16 protein-coding genes and 1 pseudogene are annotated in these 23,035 nt (G+C 70.9%); 12 read left to right on the top strand and 5 right to left on the bottom strand.

The window, feature by feature from the left end:
• Positions 1-133 precede the first annotated feature (133 nt).
• Positions 134-622 (top strand): GNAT family N-acetyltransferase, encoded by a 489-nt coding sequence (locus AB0P24_RS05990; RefSeq protein WP_365791138.1) that lies wholly within the window; start codon positions 134-136, stop codon positions 620-622.
• Positions 623-712: 90 nt separating this feature from the next.
• Here the strand turns inward: AB0P24_RS05990 and AB0P24_RS05995 are convergent, their stop codons facing one another.
• On the bottom strand, positions 713-1,933 hold the full coding sequence (locus AB0P24_RS05995; RefSeq protein ID WP_365790992.1) for a metallophosphoesterase: 1,221 nt from the start codon (positions 1,931-1,933) through the stop codon (positions 713-715).
• 184 nt (positions 1,934-2,117) lie between these two features.
• Here AB0P24_RS05995 and AB0P24_RS06000 point away from each other — a divergent pair.
• Positions 2,118-2,417: pseudogene (locus tag AB0P24_RS06000) on the top strand (Fe-Mn family superoxide dismutase); the annotation flags it as partial.
• Between the two features lie 254 nt (positions 2,418-2,671).
• Here AB0P24_RS06000 and AB0P24_RS06005 read toward each other — a convergent pair.
• The 3 genes from AB0P24_RS06005 to AB0P24_RS06015 all read right to left on the bottom strand — a co-directional run bounded on the left by AB0P24_RS06005 (position 2,672) and on the right by AB0P24_RS06015 (position 5,041).
• Complete coding sequence (locus AB0P24_RS06005; protein ID WP_365790993.1) at positions 2,672-2,980, bottom strand: hypothetical protein; 309 nt, start codon at positions 2,978-2,980, stop codon at positions 2,672-2,674.
• Positions 2,981-3,138: 158 nt separating this feature from the next.
• A complete protein-coding gene (locus AB0P24_RS06010) occupies positions 3,139-3,831 on the bottom strand; it encodes a response regulator transcription factor (RefSeq protein ID WP_365790994.1) in 693 nt (230 codons plus the stop codon).
• Positions 3,803-5,041: a sensor histidine kinase gene (locus AB0P24_RS06015; protein WP_365790995.1), complete on the bottom strand. Its 1,239-nt coding sequence runs from the start codon at positions 5,039-5,041 to the stop codon at positions 3,803-3,805. The genes AB0P24_RS06010 and AB0P24_RS06015 overlap by 29 nt, the downstream gene beginning before the upstream one ends.
• A 1,089-nt stretch (positions 5,042-6,130) precedes the next feature.
• Here AB0P24_RS06015 and AB0P24_RS06020 point away from each other — a divergent pair.
• The 9 genes from AB0P24_RS06020 to AB0P24_RS06060 all read left to right on the top strand — a co-directional run bounded on the left by AB0P24_RS06020 (position 6,131) and on the right by AB0P24_RS06060 (position 19,453).
• Positions 6,131-7,039: a hypothetical protein gene (locus AB0P24_RS06020; protein WP_365790996.1), complete on the top strand. Its 909-nt coding sequence runs from the start codon at positions 6,131-6,133 to the stop codon at positions 7,037-7,039.
• Between the two features lie 114 nt (positions 7,040-7,153).
• The gene (locus AB0P24_RS06025) at positions 7,154-10,204 is read left to right on the top strand and encodes a BTAD domain-containing putative transcriptional regulator (RefSeq protein ID WP_365790997.1); all 3,051 of its coding nucleotides are present in this window, start codon (positions 7,154-7,156) and stop codon (positions 10,202-10,204) included.
• Positions 10,205-10,902: 698 nt separating this feature from the next.
• Positions 10,903-12,585, top strand: coding sequence for a radical SAM protein (locus tag AB0P24_RS06030; RefSeq protein ID WP_365790998.1), 1,683 nt, complete (start codon positions 10,903-10,905; stop codon positions 12,583-12,585).
• Positions 12,582-13,655 (top strand): sulfotransferase, encoded by a 1,074-nt coding sequence (locus tag AB0P24_RS06035; RefSeq protein WP_365790999.1) that lies wholly within the window; start codon positions 12,582-12,584, stop codon positions 13,653-13,655. Before AB0P24_RS06030 ends, AB0P24_RS06035 begins: the two co-directional genes overlap by 4 nt.
• 105 nt (positions 13,656-13,760) lie before the next feature.
• Complete coding sequence (locus AB0P24_RS06040; RefSeq protein ID WP_365791000.1) at positions 13,761-14,552, top strand: methyltransferase domain-containing protein; 792 nt, start codon at positions 13,761-13,763, stop codon at positions 14,550-14,552.
• Positions 14,536-15,006, top strand: coding sequence for a rubrerythrin family protein (locus tag AB0P24_RS06045; protein ID WP_365791001.1), 471 nt, complete (start codon positions 14,536-14,538; stop codon positions 15,004-15,006). Before AB0P24_RS06040 ends, AB0P24_RS06045 begins: the two co-directional genes overlap by 17 nt.
• A complete protein-coding gene (locus tag AB0P24_RS06050) occupies positions 14,999-16,981 on the top strand; it encodes a methyltransferase domain-containing protein (RefSeq protein WP_365791002.1) in 1,983 nt (660 codons plus the stop codon). The genes AB0P24_RS06045 and AB0P24_RS06050 overlap by 8 nt, the downstream gene beginning before the upstream one ends.
• Positions 16,978-18,315, top strand: a complete 1,338-nt coding sequence (locus AB0P24_RS06055; protein ID WP_365791003.1) for a sulfotransferase — start codon at positions 16,978-16,980, stop codon at positions 18,313-18,315. Before AB0P24_RS06050 ends, AB0P24_RS06055 begins: the two co-directional genes overlap by 4 nt.
• Before the next feature lie 301 nt (positions 18,316-18,616).
• Positions 18,617-19,453, top strand: a complete 837-nt coding sequence (locus tag AB0P24_RS06060) for an S-methyl-5'-thioadenosine phosphorylase (protein ID WP_365791004.1) — start codon at positions 18,617-18,619, stop codon at positions 19,451-19,453.
• 51 nt (positions 19,454-19,504) lie between these two features.
• On the opposite strand, the gene AB0P24_RS06065 is transcribed toward AB0P24_RS06060, so the two are convergent.
• Entirely contained in the window at positions 19,505-19,969 is a 465-nt protein-coding gene (locus tag AB0P24_RS06065) for an Rrf2 family transcriptional regulator (protein WP_365791005.1), read from the bottom strand.
• Between the two features lie 238 nt (positions 19,970-20,207).
• Here AB0P24_RS06065 and AB0P24_RS06070 point away from each other — a divergent pair, with 238 nt between their 5' ends.
• A complete protein-coding gene (locus tag AB0P24_RS06070) occupies positions 20,208-22,982 on the top strand; it encodes an FAD/NAD(P)-binding protein (RefSeq protein WP_365791006.1) in 2,775 nt (924 codons plus the stop codon).
• The last annotated feature ends 53 nt before the right edge of the window (positions 22,983-23,035 follow it).

The raw sequence follows: 23,035 nt of genomic DNA on the forward strand, positions 1-23,035 counted from the left end.
CCCCGTTGCGGCCGCGGTGGCCGGCGCCGCGACCGGTGATGCCGGCGACGAACCGCGCGAACAGTGGGCCCGACAGTGCCCGAGCAGCCGACCCGCCGCGGGACGGCGCTTTCCGGTGCGGCATACTCTCCCGATGGGTTCACGCACTTCCCCGATCAGCCGGTCGATCACGATACGGAGGGCGGTCGCGCGGGATGCCAAGCGGCTCACGCGGCTCGTGCGTGGCTCAGGCGCCTACGCGGGTAAGTACGCATCCGCGGTGGCGGGCTACCGGGTCGGTCCTGACTACATCGAAGCCCACCGCACCTTCGTGGCCGTCGGCACCGACGAGTACGGAGGCCGGGTCATCGGGTTCTACTCGCTCGTCCTCGTTCCACCGGAGCTCGACCTGCTGTTCGTCGCCGACGATGCGCAGGGACGGGGTATCGGGCGGCTGCTCGTCGCGCACATGCAGTCCGAGGCCCGTGCCGCCGGGCTCGACCGTGTCAAGGTCGTGTCGCATCTTCCCGCCGAGGACTTCTACCACCGCGTCGGTGCGGTGCGGACCGGGACCGCGCTCGCGAACCCGCCCGCCGTCCCGTGGGACCGTCCCGAATTCGAGTTTCGCATTCCTTCGGAATGACGCGGTGTACCGCGTCGCAGGGCACCGGCCTCGCCTGCGGCTGCCGGCGCACCGCGGCATCTCCAGGGGGAAGCGCGGGCCCGCCCAGCGCTACGGCGTGGGGGGCCGCTGCGGGGAGCGGAGTACGAGCAGGGTGATCTCGCTCGGGGCGAAGACGCGGAAGGGCGGGCCCCAGAAGCCGGTGCCGCGGCTGGTGTAGAGCAGGGTGCGGCTGCCGTGGCGGCTGAGGCCGGCGAGGGCGGGCTGGTCGATGCGGACCAGGTGGTGGAAGGGCCAGATCTGGCCGCCGTGGGTGTGGCCGGAGAGCTGGAGGTCGACGCCGCCGGCTGCCGCCCGGTCGACGAACTTGGGCTGGTGGGCCAGGAGCAGGACGGGGTGGTCGGGGTCGGCGCCGTGCAGGGCTCCGGCGAGGTGGGCGCCGTGGCCGGCGAGGCCGGAGTACTCGGCGGTGACGTCGTCCACACCGGCGACCACGAGGGTGTCGCCACCGCGTTCGAGCAGCAGATGGCGATTGCGCAGCGGCTCCCAGCCCAGCTCGTCCATCAGGTCGACCCAGCCCTGGGCCTCGCTGTAGTACTCGTGGTTGCCGGTGACGTAGACCCGGGCGCGGGTGGCCTGCACGGTGCCGAGCGGGGCGGCCTGGGCGCGGCGGCGTTCGGCCGTGCCGTCCGCGATGTCTCCGGTGTGGCAGACCAGGTCGGCTTGCAGCGTGTTGACCGTCTCGCAGACCCGCGCCGACCAGCGGGCGCGGTCGAGCGGGCCGTAGTGGGTGTCGGTGATGAGGACGACGCGCGTGCCGTCCAACCCGGCCCCCAGGCGCGGAAGTCGCACGTCCAGGCGGCGTACCCGTGGTACCCGGCGGGCCTCGGCGTACCCCCAGGTGAGCAGCACGGTAGCTACGCCGAGGACCGCCCAGGTGACGATCCGGGCCCGGTCCTGGCCGTCGCCGGCGCCGGTCACGGTCAGGGCGAGCCGCAGCGGGACGCCGAGCAGGACGGACCAGGCGAACAGGATCCAGACGGCGCCCAGCAGGGTGTCTCCGACGATCGCCGCCCAGTCCTGCTGGCGTCGGCCGTGGCCGCGCGCCATCGCGAGCGGCATCCCGATCAGGCCGAGGGCGAACAGGGCGGTGCCGGCGAGCGTGACGGGGAGCGGCCAGTGCTGGCCGGTGTACAGCAGCAGCAAGCAGGGCACGGTCCACAGCAGCACGGGGGCGATCAGGGGGAGGTAGCGCAACAGGCGGTGCAGTCGGCTCTGCTGAGTCGGGCGCGCCGCACTGTCGGCGGATCGGGTCTCGCTGGTGTCGGTCACGCTTCCCCTCCTTGAGCGGCCAGGCTGCCGTCGCGCGCACTGTATCCGGCCGTCCCGGGCCGGCCGGACGGACGGGGGTTCATGGTGGGCGGCCCCGTACGCCGAGGCGGCCTCCGATGTCCAGCAGTCCGTCGTGGATCCGCTTGCCCGTGCGGCGCTGCTTCCGCGGCGCGGTCCGTCCGCCCACCTCGGCGGCTTCGAGCGGTTCAAGAAGCAGCTCACCGTCGCCACCACCTCCGTCCAGGGCTCCGGCTGGGGCGTACTGGCCTGGGAGCCCCTCGGGCGCCGCCTCGTCGTCGAGCAGGTCTACGACCACCACGGCAACGTCGGCCAGGGCACCACCCCGCTGCTGGTCTTCGACGCCTGGGAACACGCCTACTACCTGCAATACAAGAACGTCCGCCCCGACTACGTCACCAAGCTGTGGGACCTGGTCGACTGGGAGGACGTCGCCGCCCGCTACGCCGCGGCAACCGGCGCCTGACCCACGTCACGACCGCACCCGGCGGGCCTGGAAGCCATCGTGGCGTGGCCCGCCGACTCGTTCCGGCGCTCTTCCGACCAAGATCAGAAACACCCGCGGTCAAGGTCCCCGGTGGCGTCACGCGCTTGCCGGCCGGCCGCCCGAAGGGCCGGCTGGCCGCCAGGGAGGAGCGCCATGGCACGGCCTCGGTGTGACCGAGGCAGGCCGGCCACTGTGGGTGGCCGTACGGCTCCTCGGCCGCCGCGGCGGCTTGGTCATCTGATGTTCGAGGTCCTGGTGGTCCATTGGGCCAGCGTGAGCCCGCCGGCCAGGGCCGCGCGGGCCGGCCTGCGCCGACGGGGCGGCACGTGGCCGCGCCCGGCCCGGCCGTCCCGGTGCGCCTGCTGGGTGCGGCGGGTGCCGCAGGCCAGGGAGTCGCGGAGGAGGGACAGGTGCGGCGGTACGGCCGCAAGGCGGTCATGCTCGTTCGGGGCCGCCACCGCTCGCTGCTGGTCGGCGGTGAAGGACCGATCCTCGACGGCCGTCCTGTCGCACCTCGTGGTCGGACTCTGGGCTTCGATCATGGTGAGACCTCCGTTCACCGTCTCACCTTCGCCCAGGAAGGGCCCCTCGCGCGTCGTCCTCCCGCAGTGATTCCCGACTACCACGGCCGCGGTATGCGGCACGCCCGCCTACAGCCGGGAAAGACATGGACATACCGAGGCGCACAGCGAGCGGACCACTACGCGGACGCCTGCGCCTCCGGTTCGGTCGCCGGACTGACCAGGCCGCACCGGTAGGCGATGACCACGAGCTGTGCCCGGTCGCGGGCCGCCAGTTTGGTCATGGCTCGGTTGACGTGGGTCTTGGCGGTGAGCGGACTGACGAACAAGCGTTCGGCAATCTCGTCGTTCGACAGGCCCAGTGCGACGAGCCCCACGACATCGCGTTCCCGCCCCGTCAGGCACTCCAGGCGCTCGTGCACCCCCGCCGGGCACGTCTCCGGCTGCGACAGGAAGCGTTTGATCAGCGCGCGGGTGGCCGCCGGCGAGAGCAGCGCCTCGCCGGCGGCGATCGTGCGGACGGCCTCGATCAGCTCCTCGGGGCGCGCACCCTTGCCGAGAAAGCCGCTCGCACCCGCGCGCAGCGCCTCGGCGACGTGCTCGTCGTCCTCGAACGTGGTCAGGATGAGGACTCTGACCGCTGTGAGGTCTGCGGACTCGCTGATGAGCCGGGTGGCGTCGAGGCCGTCCATCTCCGGCATGCGGATGTCCATCAGGATGACGTCCGGATGCCGGTCACGCGCCAGGTCCACCGCTTCCTGCCCGTTGGACGCCTCGCCCACCGTCTCCATGTCGTCCGTGGAATCGAACAGCATTTTGAAAGTGCCCCGCAGCAGGGCCTGGTCATCGGCAATCAGCACGCGAATCGTCATGGCTGTCTCTCCTGGGTGGTTCGCCGAACGTCTGGCAGGGGCGCAGTGGCAGGTCGGCCGTCACGAGGAAGCCGCCCTCCGGGCGCGATCCCGCGTGCAGTCGGCCCCCGACCGTGGCCGCCCGCTCCCGCATCCCGATCAGCCCGTGTCCCGTGCCCTCGGGAGAGGGCTGCCCTCCGGTTCCCCCGTCGTCCTCAATGGTGATCGTCAGCCGCTCCGGGCGGTATTGCAGGATCAGCCGGGCGTGGTCGGTCCCCGCGTGCTTGCGGACGTTGGTCAGGGCTTCCTGCACGATGCGGTACGCGGTCAGATCGACCGCCGGAGCCAGTGGTGCGGCGATGCCGCGCCGGGCGTGGCTGACGGCCAGCCCGGCGCGTTCGAAGGAGGCCAGCAGCGCGGGTATCTGAGCAAGGCCCGGCACCGGATCCCGCGAGGCCACCGGATCGCCGGACTGCCGCAGCAGCCCCACGGTCACCCGTAGTTCGTCGAGCGCCGACCGGCTGGTGTCCCGGATGTCCTCCAGGGCGGCCAGGATCTGTTCCGGTCGCCGTTCCGCCAGATGCGCGGCCACGCCTGCCTGAGCGTTGATCAGGGCGATGTGATGCGCGACCACGTCGTGCAACTCCCGTGCGATCCGGACTCGTTCGGCCGCCACCCGCTGCTGTGCCTCCTGTTCGCGCGTGCGTTCCGCGTGTTCCGCGCGTTCCTCCACGGCTGCCACGTAGGCGCGGCGTGAGCGCACCCCGTCTCCGACGGCGGCGGGCAGCGCCGTCCACGCCAGCATCGCCGCGTTGTCGGGGGCCAGCCATGAGTGCGGGGCGCCCGCGATGGCGGCGCCGACCAGAACGGCGGCCGAGGCGGAGGCGGCGGCCCAGGCGGTACGCCGGTCGGTCAGTGCGGCCACGGCGTAGACGGACACCAGCACCGGGCTGATCACCAGCGGGCTCTCCCGGAACCCGAGCACGATGAAGCCCAACCCGCAGCCGACCGCGGTGGCCAGTACGCCGAAGGGGTGGCGGCGTCGCCAAGCCAGGGCGGAGCAGCCGAGGCCGGCCAGCACCACAGCAGGCCACCACAGCGAGACCTGGTGTTCGTGCGGTTTGATCGAAGCAGCCACGACGGACAGCACGAACAGGACAGCCAGGCCCAGTGCCTCCCGCACACCGATCCCGGCCCACGCTCCTCGCCTCCAGGCGTTGATCACTGCCATGCCACCACCGTAGGGTCGGCGGCCGGATCGGGCATCGTGGCGGCCCGGCAGCGGCCTCCTGGGCCGGTCGCCTGATGCGCGGACCCGGTCCGTGTCCGGTGGAGGCGCCGACGCCGGGCTGCCGCAGCGGCCCTTCGACGCGCGGACGGTGGCGGCGCCGGGCGGGCAACCCCGAGACCTCGCGGCACCGGGTCCGGGCAGCCGGCGCGAGCCGGCCGCGCGGACGCCGGGCGGAAGGGCCGACCGAGCCGCCGACACCGTCGGAGGCGGAGAACACCGCTCCGCACAGGAAGGTCCGCGAACCGGAGGAGGAACGCGAGACCTCGCGCCCGCTCCAGCTTCTGCCACTGGCCTCGGACGGCCGCGGACCGGGCCGCGCCGCACAGAGCGCAAGGGCGGCTGCTCTTGGACGGTGGCGGGGGCGACCACCAGTGCCCCGGCCGCGATCAGCCCGAGCGTCCTGGCGGGTCGGCGCCGGGCGCCTTCTGCATCCGCGCCTCTTCGTGGCGCTCGCTCTGTTCGGCGGCCAGCCGCAGGTGGTGGATTGCCCCTGGCATGGGCCGAGTTGGCTGGAAAGCGTTCCGGGAATGCTTGACTCCGGTATGCATGTCCGTGATGGTAGTGCTTGGGCTTCACCGTGGGAGCCCTCCCACGACGTGGGACGCCCACTTCTGTCAGCAGTCCACCCTTCTGTCGCCGTGATGCGTTTTCTCATGTCAAGCACATTGATCTGCTACAGCCGCCAGCCCCGGCGTGCCGAGGGAAGGCGCCAGCGTGTGAAATCGTCGGTTTGCGAGGAGAGGCAGCTGTGGGCGAGTTTTCGGACACACCATCAGGTTGTACGACATCGATGTCGCGAGCGCTTCCGTGAGGCGCGGACACGCATGAGGACCCCGGTCCGCGCCGCCCCCGAGAGTGTCCGCCCGCACGGGTGGCAGTCCCTCCGAGGGCGTGCGCTCGCGGAGTTGCGGTGACCCCGTTGACCCAGAGTCCGACGTACCGCGCACTGATGAGCGCCGCAGGCGTACGCTCCCGGCGCTCAGTCCCGACCCGGGACTGCTCGCCCTCTGCCACCACGCCCGTTGCCCGGTGCGGCACGAGGGCCAGAAGGAACTGCTCCGCGCCGTCCGGCGCCTGCTGGACGAGGGCCACCCCTGCAACGTCCTCCTGCACCGCCTCGCCCCGCAGCCCCCGCGCGGCGAGGACCTGGACGGGATCGCACGCGACCATGCGGCGCCGGCCCGGATCGACACCGGGCCGACGAGCGACCCGGAACCGCGGGACCGGGCGGCGTCCAGCGATTTCGGCGTCGTCCCGTCCACGGTCGGGACGGACACCTTCCTTGCGGCGATGGGTGAGGCGATGGCCTGCGGTGCCGTGCCGGCCGCGACCGCACAGCGCGGTATGCGGCACTCCAGGCACTCCTTCGACCTGGACGCCCCCGGGGCCACCGGTCCGGCGGTGCCCCGCCCGTTCCGGGTGGCCGATCCGTTGCTGACGGACGCGGTGCGCGACGGGGCGGTACGCATGCTGAACCTCTGGCACGACGCCCCGGAACGCCTGGCCGGGCCGCGGCAACGGGCAGTCGTCGTCGGCCGCGGCCTCGCTTGGAAAGCGAAGCGCGGCCGCTTCCTCGCCGTCTCCGCCGCCTGCGGGGCCGGGACCAGGCCCGCCGACGCCACTCCGGCCGTGCACGGGGCAGTGGGCACGCGACTGCCAGGCACCGGTGCGCCGTCCGGCGTGGGGCACGGGCCGCCCCACGGTGAGGACGGCGGCAGCATGTCCGTGCGCTGGAACGACCCCGACGCGCGCCGGGCGGAGGCCGTCCCGGCCGCGCCCTCCGGCGTCCCTACGGTTCCGCCGACACCGTCCGGCGGCTGGTTCACCGGCACGGTCCCCCACGTCGCCGACGGGCCGCTCGCAGTGCTCGTCACCGACCACCGGGACAGGACGACATGGGCCGAACTCGCCCTCGGGGAACCGATGTCGCCGGCCTGACCACCGGGGCCGGGAGCGCCCGGCGACCCGCCGATCCCCGCGTGAACGTCTCGTTCACTGTGCCACTGCCATGGACGGATCCGTTTGATCATTGAACAGAGAAAGGCCGGCGCGTTGACGGATGACCTGCGCTTTGTCCTCCTGGGGGCGGTTCGCGCGTATCGCGGCAACACCGAGATCCGGGTGGGGCCGCCGCAGCAGCAGGCCGTGCTGTCGATACTGGCCCTGAACTCCGAGCATGCCGTGTCCATGGCCAGGCTGATCGAAGGACTGTGGGGGGACAAACCGCCCAACCGTGCCGTGACGACGGTACGCACCTACGCCTGGCAGTTACGCAAGCTGCTGGAACCGGATTTAGCCGCGCCGCGGCTGCTGCTGTCCGTAGGCGGCGGCTACCAGATGACGGTTCCCCAGGCCTCACTGGACGTGCGGCAAACGGAGTCCTTGTTGAACGAGGCGTTGCGGGCCAGGGCCGAGAAACGCCATCAGCAGGCCGACCGCCTGCTCGGGACGGCGTTGCGGATGTGGCGCGGCGATCCGCTGGCAGGTGTGCCCGGACCGTTCGCCGACCGGCAGCGCGAACGGCTGGAGGAACTGCGGCTCGTCATCCTGGAGGAACGCTTCGACCTGGCGATCGTGCGCGGCCGACACCACATGGTCATTCCAGGACTCACGGAACTGATCGCTTCCTGTCCCCTGCGCGAACGGCCGCACGGCCTGCTGATGCGGGCGCTCTACGCGGTCGGCAGACAGACCGACGCGCTGGCGGTCTTCAGCGACGTGCGTCGCCGCCTGGTGGAAGAACAGGGCGTCGAGCCGGGGACCGAGTTGTTGGCCATACACCGCCGCATCCTCGACGCGGATCCGACGCTGCTGTCCACCCCGCCCGCGCAGCCCAGGACACGTGGCGTGCGGCCGATCGAGGGGCGGCCGGCCGGTGACGGAGCACACGAGGGCGCCTCTCGCCGAGCACCCGGTGACGACTCCGCCGCCGGACCGGCGGCCGCCTACCGGGAGGACGACACCCGCGTGTTACCCGGGCCGGCACAGCTTCCCCCGGACCTGCCCGACTTCACCGGCCGGTCCGCCCAGGTGGCCCGGCTGTGCAACCTGCTCACCACGCGCGGCCGCTCGACACCGCCCGTGGTGGCGATCACGGGCATGGGAGGGGTGGGCAAGACGGTGCTGGCTCTGCACGTCGCCCATCAGGTGTGTCATGCCTATCCCGACGGGCAGCTCCACGCCGACCTGCACGGCAGCCACGAGAACCCGGCCGACCCCGCCGTGGTCCTGGGCGGATTCCTGCTGGCCCTCGGTGTGCCGAGCGAGGCGATACCCGAACGGCTCGACGAACGAAGCAAGCTGTTCCGGTCGGTCGTCAACCGTCGACGGTTGCTCTTCCTGCTGGACAACGCCCGCGATGCCGAGCACCTGAGGGATCTGCTGCCCGGGTCCTCCGAGTGCGGCGTCATCGTCACCAGCCGACCCAGGCTGTTCGGGGTTCCGCTCAGTGTCCAGCTGAAGCTGGACGCCTTCTCCTGCGCCGAGGCGCTGGAACTGCTCGGGACCGTCATCGGTCAGCAGCGCCTGGCCCGAGAGCGGCCGCAGGCGAAGGAACTCGTCCGGGTCTGTGGATACCTGCCGCTCGCCATCCGTATCGTGGCCGCGCGGCTGGCGGGCCGGCCACGATGGACCATCGCGGTGCTGGCGGCCCGTCTCGCCGACGAGCAGCGCAGGATCGCGGAGCTGCACGTCGGTGGTGTCGCCATCAGCGCTGTGTTCGAGATGGGCTACCGGCAGCTCATGCCCGAACAGGCGCGCGCCTTCCGGCTGCTGGCGGTGGTCGGCTCCCCGGGCATCACGCTGCCGACCGCCGCGGCGATGCTGGCACTGGACGAGGAGCAGGCTGAGAACCTGCTCGAATCCCTCGTCGACGCGGCCATGCTGGAGTCCCCCCGGCCTGGCGTCTACTGCTACCACGATCTGACCCGGGTCTTCGCCCAGCACCGGTTGGAGGAGCTCCACGAACACGACCAGCGGGACGAGGCACTGCACAGGCTGCTGGAATTCCTGCTGAGCACGGCGTGCAACGCGTTCATCCACGCGGTCCCGGGCGACCCGGTGGGCGAGGCACTGGGACCCCGCACCACGCCGGGACTGCGATTCGCCGACATGCATGCGGCACGCGACTGGGTCCACGCCGAAATCCCCACCATCACGGCGGCCCTGCACCTCGTCGAGCGGGCTCCGGCCGCCAACACGCGGGCCGCGCGCACCGCGGTCGACCTGCTGATCGCGCTCAGCCCGTTCAACCGCGACCCGGGCGCCGGACAGCTCCAGGGACCGGCACGCGCGCTGCTGCGGGCCGTCGAGCCGACCGGGGATCCCCGGACAAGCGGCCGTGCGCTGCTGCTGCGCAGTTCGCTGGCGCTGCAGAGCGGGCGCACAGCCGAAGCCGAGGAGTACGCCCTGGCAGCCGTGGCGGCGGCACGGCAGGCCGGTGACATCGTGATCCTCCGGCAGGCGCTCAACGACCTCGGGCTGGCGGTGCACTACATGCGCCGCTACGACGAGGCCGTGAACTGCTATGACGAGGCCATCACGCTGGCCCGTGAACTCGGCCACCGCTCGGGGGAGGCCGCCACGGTGATCAACGCCGCGCTTGCCCACGTGCACAGTGGAAGGGCCGACCGAGCCGTGACCGCCTGCGAGAGCGCGCTCGAACTGCTGGGCGACATCGGTGACCGGGCCGGAACGGCGTACGCGCTGTACGTACTGGGCCTGGCGTTGCACGAGCAGCGCCGTTACGACGAGGCGCTCGCGCGGTATCGCGACTCGCTGGCGGTGAGCCGTTCCCTCGGGGTCCGTGATCGCGAGGCGTACACGCTCTACCGGATGGCCGAGACACTGCGGGTGACCGGGAGGCTGCAGGAGGCGGTCCACTGCGCGACCAGGGCCACCGTCCAGTGCGAGGAACTCGACGCGGCCCGCGACCTCGCGCAGGCTCTGAGGGTGCTGGGCCTGACCCAGCTCGACCTCGGTCACGTCGGTACGGCTCGCCATCACCTGGAACGTGCCCGGGCGATCTTCGCCGAGCGGGAGCTACCGGAGTCCGCAGAGGTCGCGCGGCTGCTGGACGGGATGCCGCGCAAGCCCGGCACCTGAGATTCATCCTCAGCGGCGGGATCCGGTGCTGTTCCAGTCATCATAGAGTAATTCGGCTACTACAGAAGGCCTGTTCGTCCCGGCAGGACAAATGCTGTGCATCGCAGTCCACCTTGATCCTCGATATGCGTGGCAATCGCGATAACGCGTGGAGAATTGGATACCATAAGGCCGACCATTCTTGACGGCGTTCAGCCGGCGCCGCACGGGTTCGGCGACGTCGGCAGCGCAGCCGCCCTGCCGGCGAGGCCGTCGTGTCCGGTGCGACGTCGAACCAGGTCCGGGCGCCACCGGCGTCCTGGACGGCCGTCACCGGTATAGGGCGCCCGCCGACCGCCGCCGTGTTCGTCCGCGGAAATTCCCCCCTCGAACATCCGCATTCGGCCAGGACCGCCGCATCCGCCCCATCGACGTCGGCGAACGCCGACGCCGCGCCGGCCGCGATCTCCCGCGCTCACCGAAACCGGACGGCACCGCTGCGACTGTTCGACGCCCGAGCAAAGCTCGTGCCACAGTGGGGACCGACTCGTCGACAGGTTCCCTCAGCACTGTTCGGAGACCATCGCTGATCTCGCGGGTGAATACCCGAAGTTCTGGCCGGAGTTCGCGGCCACATCACGCGCTGCCGCGCACGACGGTGAGCGGAAGATCAGCGGCTGAACGCCCAGAGAAAAGCCTGGCCGAAAAAGGAGTGTTCCGTGGCACCCAAATCCCTCGCCCTGGAGTTATACGCGAACGCCGATGAACTGGTGGACCACCAGTTCATGAACCAGATGCGCGAGCAGGACATCACCCCGGTCCCCACCGACCCGTCGCTGCCGCGTTTCACGCTGGTCGTCGGCCCGTCCCCGTTCACCATGCCACGCGGCTGGGAATTCTTCCTGACCTCGCCGTACGAGGGCGCGAGCTACATCTCCACGGTGCTGCACAACGCCGGATACCCGGTACGCATCGTCGACGTCCGCTACGACCTCGACCCGTTGAAGTCGGCGTACGACCAGATCGTCGGGCAGACCGATGTCCTGGGCGTGTGCACCTTCGAGGACAACTTCCCGTTCTGCCGCGAACTGATGGCGAAGGTCCGCGAAGCGGAGCCGGACGTACCGATCATCGTGGGCGGCTCGCTGTGCACGTCGGTACCGCACATCTTCATGCAGAACACCGACGCGGACATCGTCGTCATCAGTGAGGGTGAGATCACCATCCTGGAACTGATGGAGAGCTACTCCGCGGGCAACTGGTCGCGGGATCTGCCCCACATCCGTGGCATCTGCTACCGCACCGCGGAGGGCGAGGCCAAGCGCACCCGGCCGCGGGGCCAGATGATGGATCTCGACGCGCTGCCCAGGATGCGGCTGGACCTGTGGCCGCAGTACCACAGCCCGATGGGCCTGCAGCCGCAGATCATCTCCTCCTACAGCCGCGGCTGCAAGATGGACTGCTCCTTCTGCTACCGCACGACACCGCAGGTCAGGGCGAAGTCCCCGGAGAAGATGGACCGGGACATGGCCTGGCTGAAGAGCCAGTACGGCATCGAGTTCTCCTTCTTCGTCGACCTGACGTTCAGCTCGCACCGCAAGCAGACCCTGGAGATCTGCGATGTCATCAAGGACCACGACATCCGCTGGACCTGCCTGACCCGCTGCGCCGACATGGACGTCCCCCGGATCAACGCCATGCGGGACTCCGGATGCGACATCATCCTGTACGGCGTGGAGTCGCTGGGGACCGATGTGCTGCGCGAGGCCCGCAAGGGCAGCAGCGAGAACCTGACGGTGCGTGCCATGCGCACCACCTTCGACGCCGGTGTGCGGTTCGGCTCCCTGCTCATCGTGGGGCTGCCGAACGAGAGCGAGGAGTCGCTCAACCACATGGTCGAGTTCGCCGAGACCTACAACCACGTGACGCGGGTCAAGTACCTGTCGGCCATGCCCGGTACCACGGTCTACAAGCAGGCCATCGCCTCCGGCCTGATCCGCTCGGAGATCGATCACCTGAACTGGCTGTCGATCGAACAGGCCCTGCACGAGGACGAGTTCCTCAACGTGAGCAACCTGCCCGAGCAGGTGTGCCGGGACGCCTACAAACGCATCTACGACTCCTACCAGCCCGGGCCCGTGATGGACTTCCGTCACTTCCCCGAACACTTCCAGTACTTCCACCCGCAGCCCGATGACGGCCTGGAGCGCTCCACCGATTACGCCGGCACCGGCTGGCGTAGTGAGTTCAGCTCCGCGGCAGGCCCGCTGGCACCCGGCTCCGACCGGTTCACCCTCGACAAGTGCGCCTCCCCCGAGGTCGCGGCGGCGGGCAGCAGTCTCATGCAGTGCGGCGCCCAGAAGATGACGTCGCCCTCGCTGGTCGGCGTCGGCGACGCATGACGGCTCAGGACGGCCCGATCCTGATCATCGGCACGGAGCGGTCCGGATCCAACCTGCTGCGGCTCATCCTCAACGCCCACTCCCGGATCACCGTCCCGCATCCGCCTCACTTCATGCGGTTCCTCACGCCCGTTGCCAGGTCCTACGGTGACCTGTCGGCCCCGGCCGGGCGTGCCCGCCTGACAGCGGTCGCCCTCGGCCTGCTGCGCCGGCACATCCATCCGTGGCCGCACCCGATCGACGCCGAGCGGGTGCTGGCCTCGGCCTCCGCAGGCCAGGGGCTGTTCGGGATCGTGGCCGCGATCTACGAGGAGCACCGGATCGCCGTGGGCAAGGCCCGCTGGGGGTGCAAGAGCACGTTCATGGTCGATCATGTGGCCGAAGTGCTGGCCGTCCGTCCCGACGCACGGTTCGTGTGGCTGGTCCGGGACCCGTGCGACGTGGCTTCCTCGGCCAAGCGCGCGGTGTTCGGGCCCAGTCACCCCTACCGCATGGCCGAGCTGTGGAGGGCCCAGCAGGAAAGCGCCCAGGCCGCGCTGGAGACCCACGGCCCCGATGTGGTGTACCTGCTGCGCTACGAAGACCTGGTGTCCCGTCCGCAGCAGGAGATCAGCCGGCTCTGTGCGTTCCTCGGCGAGCAGCCGGAGCCGGCCATGCTGGAGCATCACAGGTCCGCCGACGCACACCAGACCGCCCGGTTGGCGCAGGCCTGGCGCCAGGCCGGGCAGCCGGTCAGTGCCGACCGGATCGGCACCGGCCGCATGGGCCTGTCCACCCGCGAACGCCTGCTGGTGGACAAGGTGACCGAGCCGGTGAAACGGTCACTGGGCTACCCGGTCGACCCTGCGGCCCGCGCCGAACCCGATCCCTCGCCCCTCGCCGTGGCGTTGCGCTCGGCCTGGCTGCGCGCCCGTATCGAGTGGCGCTCACTGCGCGAGGACGACAACCATCGTGCACGGATCCGCCGCGACGCCTATGTGCGGTGGATCCGTCTCCGAACGGCGGTGCTGCCGGGACGCGCCCCGACCGCTCCTGGGCCGCACCTCACCGCGTACCGGAACACGGTCTGATGCCGCGGAGCCGCACCCGACCCGTTCCCTCACCGCCGATCTCCCGCGCCCTGCCTGCTCCCGACTGGGTGTGAAGGAGCACGGGCCCATTTCGAGGAGTTCCCCTTGACCATCAGTCGCAAGGACGTAGCCGACCACTTCTCCCTGCGGGCACCCACCTACGACCGCTCCAGTTCCTGGTGCACCGACACGAAGCTCGGCGAGCTGCTACTGGCCCTCGCCAGGCCCGGCCGGCAGGACCGCGTACTCGACGTGGCCTGCGGCACCGGCCTGGTGTCGCGTCTGTTCACCGGGCGGGTGGCGGAGCTGGTCGGAGTCGACCTCACCGAGGAGATGGCCGAACAGGCCGTCCCGCACCTTGACCGGCTGGTGGTCACCGGGGCCGAGCACCTTCCTTTCGAGGACTCCACGTTCGACATCGTCGTGTGCCGGCAGGGCGTCCAGTTCATGGACCTGCCCGCGGCGGTCGAGGAAATGGTCCGGGTGGTGCGGCCCGGCGGCCGGGTCGTCCTGGTCAACCTCTGCGCCTACGACGAGCGGGACCGCGAGGAGTACTTCGAGATCCTGCGGCTGCGCAACCCCGTACGACGCCACTTCTTCCTCCCCTCCGACCTGGAGGAACTGCTCCGCAAGGCGGGATGCGACCAGACGGAGACCCGGTCGTACGTTTCCGTGGAGAACGTGGACGTCTGGTCGGACAACGGCGCCATCGAGGAGGACCGCCGGGAAGCGATCCGTGAGGTCTACCGCAACGCCTCCTCCGACTTCCGCTCGCTGCACGCGGTCCGCGAGGCCGACGGGCGGTTCACCGACCACATGCTGTTCGTCCTGGCGGCCGGGTCCAAACCACCGACCGCGCGCACCAGTTCCGAGGAGAGCCATGACGCATCTGTCTGACGGACTCGCCGGTGACCTGCGCGCAGCACTCGCCGGGGAAGCGGCGTCCGCACTGCGCTACACCTACTTCGCCCAGACGGCCGAGATCGAGGGGCATGGCGAGATCGCGCGGCTGTTCACGGAGCTGGCCGACAGCGTCGTCTGTGCCGCGCACGGGCATCTGGACGTGTTACGCGACGCCGGCGACCCCGACGGCCAGGACGGCGTCGGCGACACCCGGCTCAATCTGGCCTCCTCGCTGGTCGACGCCCTCCACGACGCCGGCGAGCTCTACCCGCGGCTGACGACCGCCGCCCACGAGGAGGGGCACGCCGACGCCGCGAGCTGGCTGAGCACCCTCACGGCGCTCAAGAAACGGCACACCGGCCGTCTGAAGGCCGCACTGGACGACCTCACCCGCTCACCCGGCGAGCAGCCCGCCCTCGTTGCGCCTCACGGAGGAGCCGATGACTGAAGATCTCCTCACACAGACCGCGGCGGCACCGAACCGGTACGACGCGGCGTCGATTGTCGTCTTCTCCGGTCTGCAGGCAGTGCGCCGCAACCCCTCGATGTACATCGGGTCCACCACCGCGGAGGGCCTGCACCACCTGGTGTTCGAGCTGTTGGACAACGCCGTCGACGAGCACAAGGCCGGCTACTGCGGCACCCTGTCGGTGACCCTGCGCGCCGACGGCACATGCGTCGTGGAGGACGACGGCCGTGGCATCCCGGTCGATCCGCACCCGGACACCGGCCGACCCGCGTGCGAGGTCGTCCTCACCACCCTGCACTCCGGCGGCAAGTTCACCAGCGGAAACTACGTGCATTCCGCCGGTCTGCACGGGGTCGGGCTCTCCTGCGTCAACGCGCTCTCCGAGTGGCTGCGCGTGGACGTGCGGCGCGGTGGCGTTCACTACAGCCAGGAGTACGCCCGCGGTGAGCCGAAGGCCGAACTGGCCGAGGAGAGCCCGACCGAGCGTCGCGGCACCGTCATCACCTTCCTCCCGGATTCGTCGATCTTCGACACCGTCGAGTTCTCCGCCCGGACCCTCGGCGAAAGACTCCAGGAGATCGCCTTCCTGCACAACGGCCTCACCGCCCGGCTGGTGGACGAACGCACCGGCACGGAGACGAGGTACGCCTTCAGCAGCGGTGTCCGCGGCTTCCTCGGCCACCTCAACGCCGGTGCCCTCACCGTCCATCCCGAGCCGGTGGTCGTGTCCTTCGCCGCCGACGACACCGTCTCCTTCGATCTCGCCTTCCAGTGGACCGAGGGCTACACCGAGGAACTGCGCAGCTTCGTCAACGGTGTGCGCACCGACCAGGGCGGGGCCCATGTGGACGGCATCCGGGCGGCGTTGTCCGAGGTGATCAACCGCTATGCCACCGCCCACCGGCTGCTGGACTCCCGCACCGGCGAACGCATCACCACCGTGGACGTGCTCGAAGGTCTCACCGCGGTCGTATCGTTGCGGATGGCCGCTCCCAGATTCGACGGGCAGACCAAGAAACGGTTGCAGAACGCCGAAGTGGGCCGGGTGGTGCAGAAGGCCGTGGAGGCCGAGTTCACGCGCCGCATCGAGTCCGACGACCGCCTCGGACGGCAGGTGGCGAACCGCGTTCTGGACGCTGCCCGAGCCCGGCTCGCCGCCCGTCTGGCGGGCCGCACCGCCCGGCACCAGCGCCGCGAGCTGGACATCGACTACACGGTCTACCAGCGACAGTTCGGGATCCGTTCCAAGGACTGGCACGACTCGTGCACCTGGCTGACCGACGAGGAGCTGCTGACCAAGCACGCCGACATGTGTGAGGTCCCGACGGACGCCAGGCTGCTGGACGTGTGCTGCGGCAGCGGCGTCGTGGGCGCCTCCTTCCGGGGCCGGGTCGGGGAGATGATCGGCCTGGATCTCACACCGGAAATGGTCGAACTGGCGTCCACCCGGCTCGATCGCGTGGACCGGGGCACCGTGTACGACCTGCCCTACCCGGAAGCCTCCTTCGACCTGGTGGTCACCCGTGAGGTGCTGCACCTTCTGCCGCAGCCCGAGCGGCCGGTGTCGGAGATCTTCCGGGTGCTGCGCCCCGGCGGTCAGTTCATCGTCGGCCAGATAGTGCCGTACGCCGACGAGGACGCCTTCTGGATGTACCGCGTCTTCAAGAAGAAGCAGCCGCTGCTCTACCAGATGTTCCGCGAGGAGGAGTTCCGCTCCCTGCTGCTGGGCGCGGGCTTCACCGACGTACGGATGACGGAGCACCTGCTCTGGGAGTCCATCGACCGGTGGATCGACACCCACGAGACGACTCCGGCGCACCGGCGTGAGATCCAGCGGCTGTTCTACGACGCACCGCCCGAGGTTCGCAGCGTCCATCCGTTCGAGGTTCTGCCCGACGGGTCCATCCGGGACCAGTGGCGATGGTGCGTGTACTCGCTCAGGAAGCCCCAGTGATCCGCGCAACGGACGTGCATCCCACCGCCGCGACCCCCGACGTGCTGTCGTCCCTGCACGACCGGCTGAAACTGCTTCGGCAGGAACGCGGCAGCGCCACAGAGGACTTCACGGCCCAGGTCAGGTCCCTGCTCGTCATCGCCTCCAGCTCGCGCGGCGGTTCGAGCATGCTCACCGAGACGCTGCGCGCATCGCAGGACCTCGTCCATCTCCAGGCGGAGATCAACCCGTTCCTGCGACTGGTGGGCCTCGGCCATCCGGACAGCGGGAGCGGCTCCGACAGGCTCGACGCCGGGCACCTCGACACGCTCGCGCCGGCCCTCCGGCACCTGCTCGACGAGGAGCTGGCCCGTGACGCGGGTGCCGTGGCCGACGACCCGGACCCGGAGCAGTTGGCGCTCGACGTGGCCTGGCGGCTCGCGGTCCAGTGGCCGCACGTGCCGCTGGACCCGCTCGAGGTCGCCGGCCTGGCCAGGAGCCTGCTGGGCAGCGCTCCGGCCCCGGACCCGGGCGCGGTGACCCTGGCGGTGCTGCGGCACCTGCACGGACTGGGGCTGCCGGTCAACCCCTGGTACTACGACCTGCCCCGTGACCTGCTGCGCCGGGAGGGCTTCGGTACGCCCTCGTCCAACGCCCCCGGGCCCTTCCTGATCGAAGAGCCGCCGTTCGTACTGGCCCGCCCGTGGCGCCGGGTCCGGCCCGCTGATCTGCGCGACCGGACGCTGGTGGTCAAGACGCCCAGCAACGTCTACCGCCTGGACTTCCTGCGGTCGCTGTTCCCGAACGCACGGGTACGGGTACTGCACCTGACCCGCAATCCGGCCGCCGCGGTGAACGGCCTGTACGACGGGTGGCTGCACAACGGCTTCCACGCGCACCGGATGAACGCACCCCTGGCGATCGGCACCTACGTGGAGCGGTGCGAGGACAACCGGTGGTGGTGGAAGTTCGATCTGCCTCCCGGCTGGCAGGAGTTCACCGACGCTCCGCTGCTGAACGTCTGCGCCTTCCAATGGCGCAGCAGCCATCAGGCAGTGCTGGACGACCTCGAATCCGGCCGGACGGAGAGCCTGACCCTGCGCTTCGAGGACTTCATCGGCGGGTCCGAACGCCGCATCGCGTCCTTCGAGCGGTTGAGCCGCTGGCTCGGTATCCCGCTCCGCGGTGCCTTCCGGCACGCCGTCCACCACGGCATCGCCCCCGTGGTCGCCACCGCGCGGCCCCGCGCAGGCCGGTGGCAGACGCGGGCCGACCTGATCGGGCGGGCGCTGGACAAGGCGACCCTGCACGTGGCCGACCGCCTCGGTTACGTCGACCCCGCCCACTGGATCTGACCGAGGAGCGCATGACCACAGGCCAACGGCCCGCAATCGGCGGTTTCGGCACCGCCGGCGAACGGGCGGACGAGAAACCCCCGGGACGGCCAGGGGCCGGCCCGGGGGCGCAGTGCGGCCGCGCCGGACAGGGGGAGCACAGACGGCGCCCCGCGCTTGCGGACCACGTGCCCGAGGCGGGCCCGCGGGCGCTCGGCGCCGGCACGTCGAACCGGATGCCCCCGGACAAGGACCACGTCGCTTCGCGACCGCCCCGGCACCTGTCTTCCCTGCCCACGGCCCCCTGCCGACAGGAGCGAGAATGACCGATCTGCCCGACGCCGGGATCGGCGTCATCGGCGGCTCAGGCTTGTATTCCTTCCTCGCCGACGTCACCGAGGTGATGGTCGAGACACCCTATGGTCCGCCCAGTGACGCGCTGCTCATCGGCGAGTACTCGGGGCGGACCGTCGCCTTCCTGCCGCGGCACGGCCGTACCCACTGCGTTCCCCCGCACCGCATCAACTACCGCGCCAACCTGTGGGCACTGCACTCCGTCGGCGTGCGCCAGATACTCGCGCCCTGCGCCGTGGGCGGTCTGCGTCCGGAGCTCGGGCCGGGCACCCTCGTCATCCCCGACCAGGTCGTGGACCGAACGCACGGCCGGGAACACACCTTCTACGACGGCCGTCGGCGCTCCGACGGTGCTGTTCCGCGAGTGGTGCACGTTCCGATGGCCGACCCGTACTGCCCGGTGGGCCGGGAGACGACGCTGGCGGCAGCCCGTGCGGAGGGCTGGGAACCGCGCGAGGACGGCACGCTGGTGGTCATCCAGGGACCTCGCTTCTCCACACGCGCCGAATCGCGCTGGTACTCCGCCGCCGGCGGGTCGATCGTCGGCATGACCGGCCAGCCGGAGGCATCGCTGGCACGCGAACTGGGCATCTGCTACACCTCGATCGCGCTGGTCACCGATCTGGACGCGGGTGTGGAGGCCGGTGAGGGCGTCACTCAGGACGAGGTATTGCGCGTCTTCTCGGACAACATCGACCGGCTGCGCCCGGTGCTGTTCAGCGCCGTGAAGAGACTTTCCCGCCGGCGTTCCTGCCCGTGCGGTCACGCCCTGGACGGCGTGGAAACCGGAATCGGCGTGTCCTGACCGCAGCTCAAAAGGGGCCGGCCTCACAGAGGCGCCGGGAGCCGCAGTGACTCACCATCCGGTACGGGGTCCCTCGGCGGCGTACTCCTGCGCCCGGTGCCGTACGAGCTCCGGCAGTTCTCCACGGGCGAGGTCGGCGCACGTGGTGGTCTCGAGCACTTGGCGCAGGCTGGCCCGCACGGCCCGCCACACGTCCGGGAGCGCCGCGGCGGGGCCCGGGTACTCCAGCCCGCTCAGACTCAGGTCCCGCACCTTGGCCAGGGGGCCGTCCACTGCCCGGATCACTGCCGCAAGGCTGATGTCCTCGGCCGCCGCGGCCAGCACGTATCCGCCGCCGGGGCCGCGCACGCTGGACACCAGATGGGCCATCCTCAACTCCCGCAAGACCTCGAAGAGAAAACGCTGCGGGATGTCCTGACGAGCCGACACCTGCTCGGCCGTGAGAGGCGTGCCGGCGGCAGCTGCAAGCTCCGCCATCGCACGCACCGCGTAATCCGTCCTTGCCGAGATCCGCATTCGGAAAGATTCTCACAGCCACCCGCCCCGACGAAATGGCTGCGGGAACGTGAATACCCCGGTGCTTGCCGGTAGTTCATGAAAATGGTGAACTACGGCGTGCTGGTGCATGCATAGCCCGTGCGTTGCGGACCGGGCCGTACCCGCCGCCCAGCCCCGACTTCTCGTCAAGCACGGCGCCCACGCGATCAGTGCCCGGCGTCGGCCCGGCCAACTCGTCGTACCGACAGGAGGCAGCATGACGCCATCCACGTCCGCGCCGCGGGGATCCGTGGCGGTTGTGGGTCTGGGTGCGGCCGGAACACTGGTCGCCATCCAGCTGTGCGAGACCGCCGTGCGCAGGCGGATCCCGCTGGAGGTCCTGCTGATCGACCCGGCGCCGGAGGCCGGGCGGGGCAGGGCGTATGCCAGCCGTGATCCTCGGCACCTGCTGAATGTGCGTGCCGGAGACATGAGCTGTTACCCGGATGATCCCGGCCACTTCGTGCGCTGGCTCTGTCGCCACGGAGAACCCACCGTCACCGCTGCCGACTTCGTCTCGCGGTACCGCTACGGCGCCTACCTCGCGGACACCCTCGGTCAGTCCATCATCGCGGCACACGGCACCGTGAAAGTCCGCCGGCTGCGTACCCGGGTCACCGGCTGCCGTTTCGGCGGCGGGACCGGCGCGGCCGCCCGACTCGAGATGGCCGACGGCACGGCCGTCGACGCTGACGGGGTGGTGCTGGCCAACGGCCCGACGTCTCCTTCCTCCGCCAGGTTGCCCACTGCCCTGCGCAAGAGCGACCGCTTCATCGCGGATCCGTGGGCGCCCGGTGCTCTGGACGCCTTGGCCGCACCCGGATGTACGGACGACGTGCTCCTCGTCGGCACCGGACTGACAGCTGTGGACGTGGCCCTGAGGCTGGAGCGGCCCGGCCGTACGGTTCACGCCGTGTCCCGCAACGGGCTGCTGCCCCGGGCGCACATGGTGACGCACCTGCTCCCCGAGGCATGCGGCGATCTGCGCCCGGGGCAGCCACTGCCCGTGGTGCGCGCTGTGGTGCGCCGGCACCTGAGCCGGGTTCTGCGTGCCCAGGGCGACTGGCGCCCCGCGATGGACGGCCTGCGCCGGCACACGGCGGAGCTGTGGGCGTCCCTGTCCCTCGACGAGCGCGTGGAGTTCCTCGAACAGGACGCCGCCTTGTGGAACGTGCACCGTCACCGCATGCCGCCGGTGACCGCCGAGGCCGTGGCCCGGATGCGCCGAACGCGGCGGCTGCGTACGAGGCGGGGAGAGGTCGTCGGCGCTCGGGCGCTCACGCCGGACAGGTGGGCCGTCGTCCTCGGCGACGGCCACGAACTCGGTGCCGGCTGGGTGGTCGACTGCACGGGCCCGGGCCTGCTCCTGACGGACTCACCCGATCCGCTGTGGCGGAACCTTCAGGGGCATGGCGTTGCGGTGCCGGGTCCCCTCGGCATGGGCGTGTCCACCGTGGACGGGCGGTTGCGCGACCGGTCCGGGAGCACGCGCCACCCTGTGTGGACGCTGGGTGCGCCGCGCCGGGGTGAGCTGTGGGAGACCACCGCGATTCCGGAGATCCGTGTCCAGGCCGCGGCGGTGGCCGAAGGAGTGCTCGCCCTGCCGGCCGTCCGCCGCGCCGCGGCCGCGTCGGTCCGGCGCGTGATCCGGCGGCCCTCGGACGGCGGCGGGCTCGCGCTCAGTACTCACTCCGCCGCCGCGGCCGCGTACCGCTCAGGGACGGATCGCGTGCTGAAGGTGCAGGCCGGGGCCGAGAGGGCGTTCCGCCGAGCCACGGCCCTCGATCCGGGCTTCGCCGCGGGCCACGCCGCCCTTGCTCTGATCGGATACGAGAGCGGTGCCGACGTCGACATCCATCGTGCGCTGGCGGATGCCCGCAGATGCGCGCGCGAGCGGGCCGACGAACGCGAGCGCGCCTTCGTGGAGATGGTGGCCCGGCGGGTCCGGGGCACAGCCGCCGAAGCCGACGAGGCCCTGCTGCGGTACCTCGGCGAGTATCCCGGTGATCGGCTGGCACTCGCGGCCGCGGTCCCGACCATCTCCTTCGCCGGACTGCACGACGCCCACGGCGGCGCGGCGGTGCGGCTGGTCGAGCAGACCGCGCCGGCCCACCGGGGGCACTGGTTCCACACGTCCCTGCTTGCCTTCGTACGGCAGGAGGAGGGCAGTTACGACGAGGCCGGTGCGCTGGCCGAGCAGGCGCTGGCCGCGGAACCCCACTCGGGTCACGCCATGCACGCGCTGGCGCATGTGTACTACGAACGCGGTGACCACCGGACGGGACGGGCACGGCTCGACGAGTGGCTCGGCAGCCACGGGCGCGGGGTCACACACCGCGCCCACTTCTCCTGGCACGCGGCTCTGCACGAGTTGGCCCTCGACGACGCCGTGGCCGTGCGCCGCAGGTGGACGGCCCAGCTGGCTCCCGCGAAGGTCAAGGGAGTCCGTGCGCTGGTCGATTCCGGTTCCCTGCTGTGGCGGGCGTGGCTGACCGGGTCCTGGCAGGGCCGGATGCCGATCGCCGACGTGATGAACGCGGTCGCCGCGGACGCCTTGGAGCACCCGGTCACCGCCTTCACCGCCCTGCACGCGGCGGTCGCCCTCACCGCCGCGGGCGACCTTCCGGGGCTGCGGCGGCTGCAGTGCCACGCCTTGGACGCCGACCCGGTGCAGCGGGAGGTCATCGCGCCGCTGTGCGAGGCGTTCGGGCACGTCGTGGAGGGGACATGGGCAGAGGCGGCCGGGCAGCTGGAACACATCCTGCCCAAGCTCCCCACTGTCGGCGGCAGCGCCGCACAGCACGAGGTGGTCGAGGAGACCCTGCTGTACGCGCTGGTGTCGGCAGGTCGCTGTGACGACGCCAGAGCACGTCTGCAGGAGCGTCTGGACCGCCGCTTCTCCCCGTACGACCGCCGCCGGCTCACGGCGCTGACGACCTCGCCGGAGCCGGACGAGCCAGTGAGCCCTGCATCGTGGTCACTGGTCGGGTGACGCCCGCAACGCCGGAGGCTCCGGTGCCGTCGAGGAACCGTCCGCGGTCTCGA

This window comes from Streptomyces sp. NPDC086519, from assembly GCF_040686075.1.
Classification (GTDB): Bacteria; Actinomycetota; Actinomycetes; order Streptomycetales; family Streptomycetaceae; genus Streptomyces; species Streptomyces shenzhenensis.

Coding starts and splice junctions, on each gene's coding strand:
- AB0P24_RS05990 (WP_365791138.1), top strand. CDS start 134: ATGGGTTCACGCACTTCCCCGATCAGCCGGTCGATCACGATACGGAGG.
- AB0P24_RS06035 (WP_365790999.1), top strand. CDS start 12,582: ATGACGGCTCAGGACGGCCCGATCCTGATCATCGGCACGGAGCGGTCC.
- AB0P24_RS06045 (WP_365791001.1), top strand. CDS start 14,536: ATGACGCATCTGTCTGACGGACTCGCCGGTGACCTGCGCGCAGCACTC.
- AB0P24_RS06050 (WP_365791002.1), top strand. CDS start 14,999: ATGACTGAAGATCTCCTCACACAGACCGCGGCGGCACCGAACCGGTAC.
- AB0P24_RS06005 (WP_365790993.1), bottom strand. CDS start 2,980: ATGATCGAAGCCCAGAGTCCGACCACGAGGTGCGACAGGACGGCCGTC.
- AB0P24_RS06070 (WP_365791006.1), top strand. CDS start 20,208: ATGACGCCATCCACGTCCGCGCCGCGGGGATCCGTGGCGGTTGTGGGT.
- AB0P24_RS06015 (WP_365790995.1), bottom strand. CDS start 5,041: ATGGCAGTGATCAACGCCTGGAGGCGAGGAGCGTGGGCCGGGATCGGT.
- AB0P24_RS06065 (WP_365791005.1), bottom strand. CDS start 19,969: ATGCGGATCTCGGCAAGGACGGATTACGCGGTGCGTGCGATGGCGGAG.
- AB0P24_RS06060 (WP_365791004.1), top strand. CDS start 18,617: ATGACCGATCTGCCCGACGCCGGGATCGGCGTCATCGGCGGCTCAGGC.
- AB0P24_RS06010 (WP_365790994.1), bottom strand. CDS start 3,831: ATGACGATTCGCGTGCTGATTGCCGATGACCAGGCCCTGCTGCGGGGC.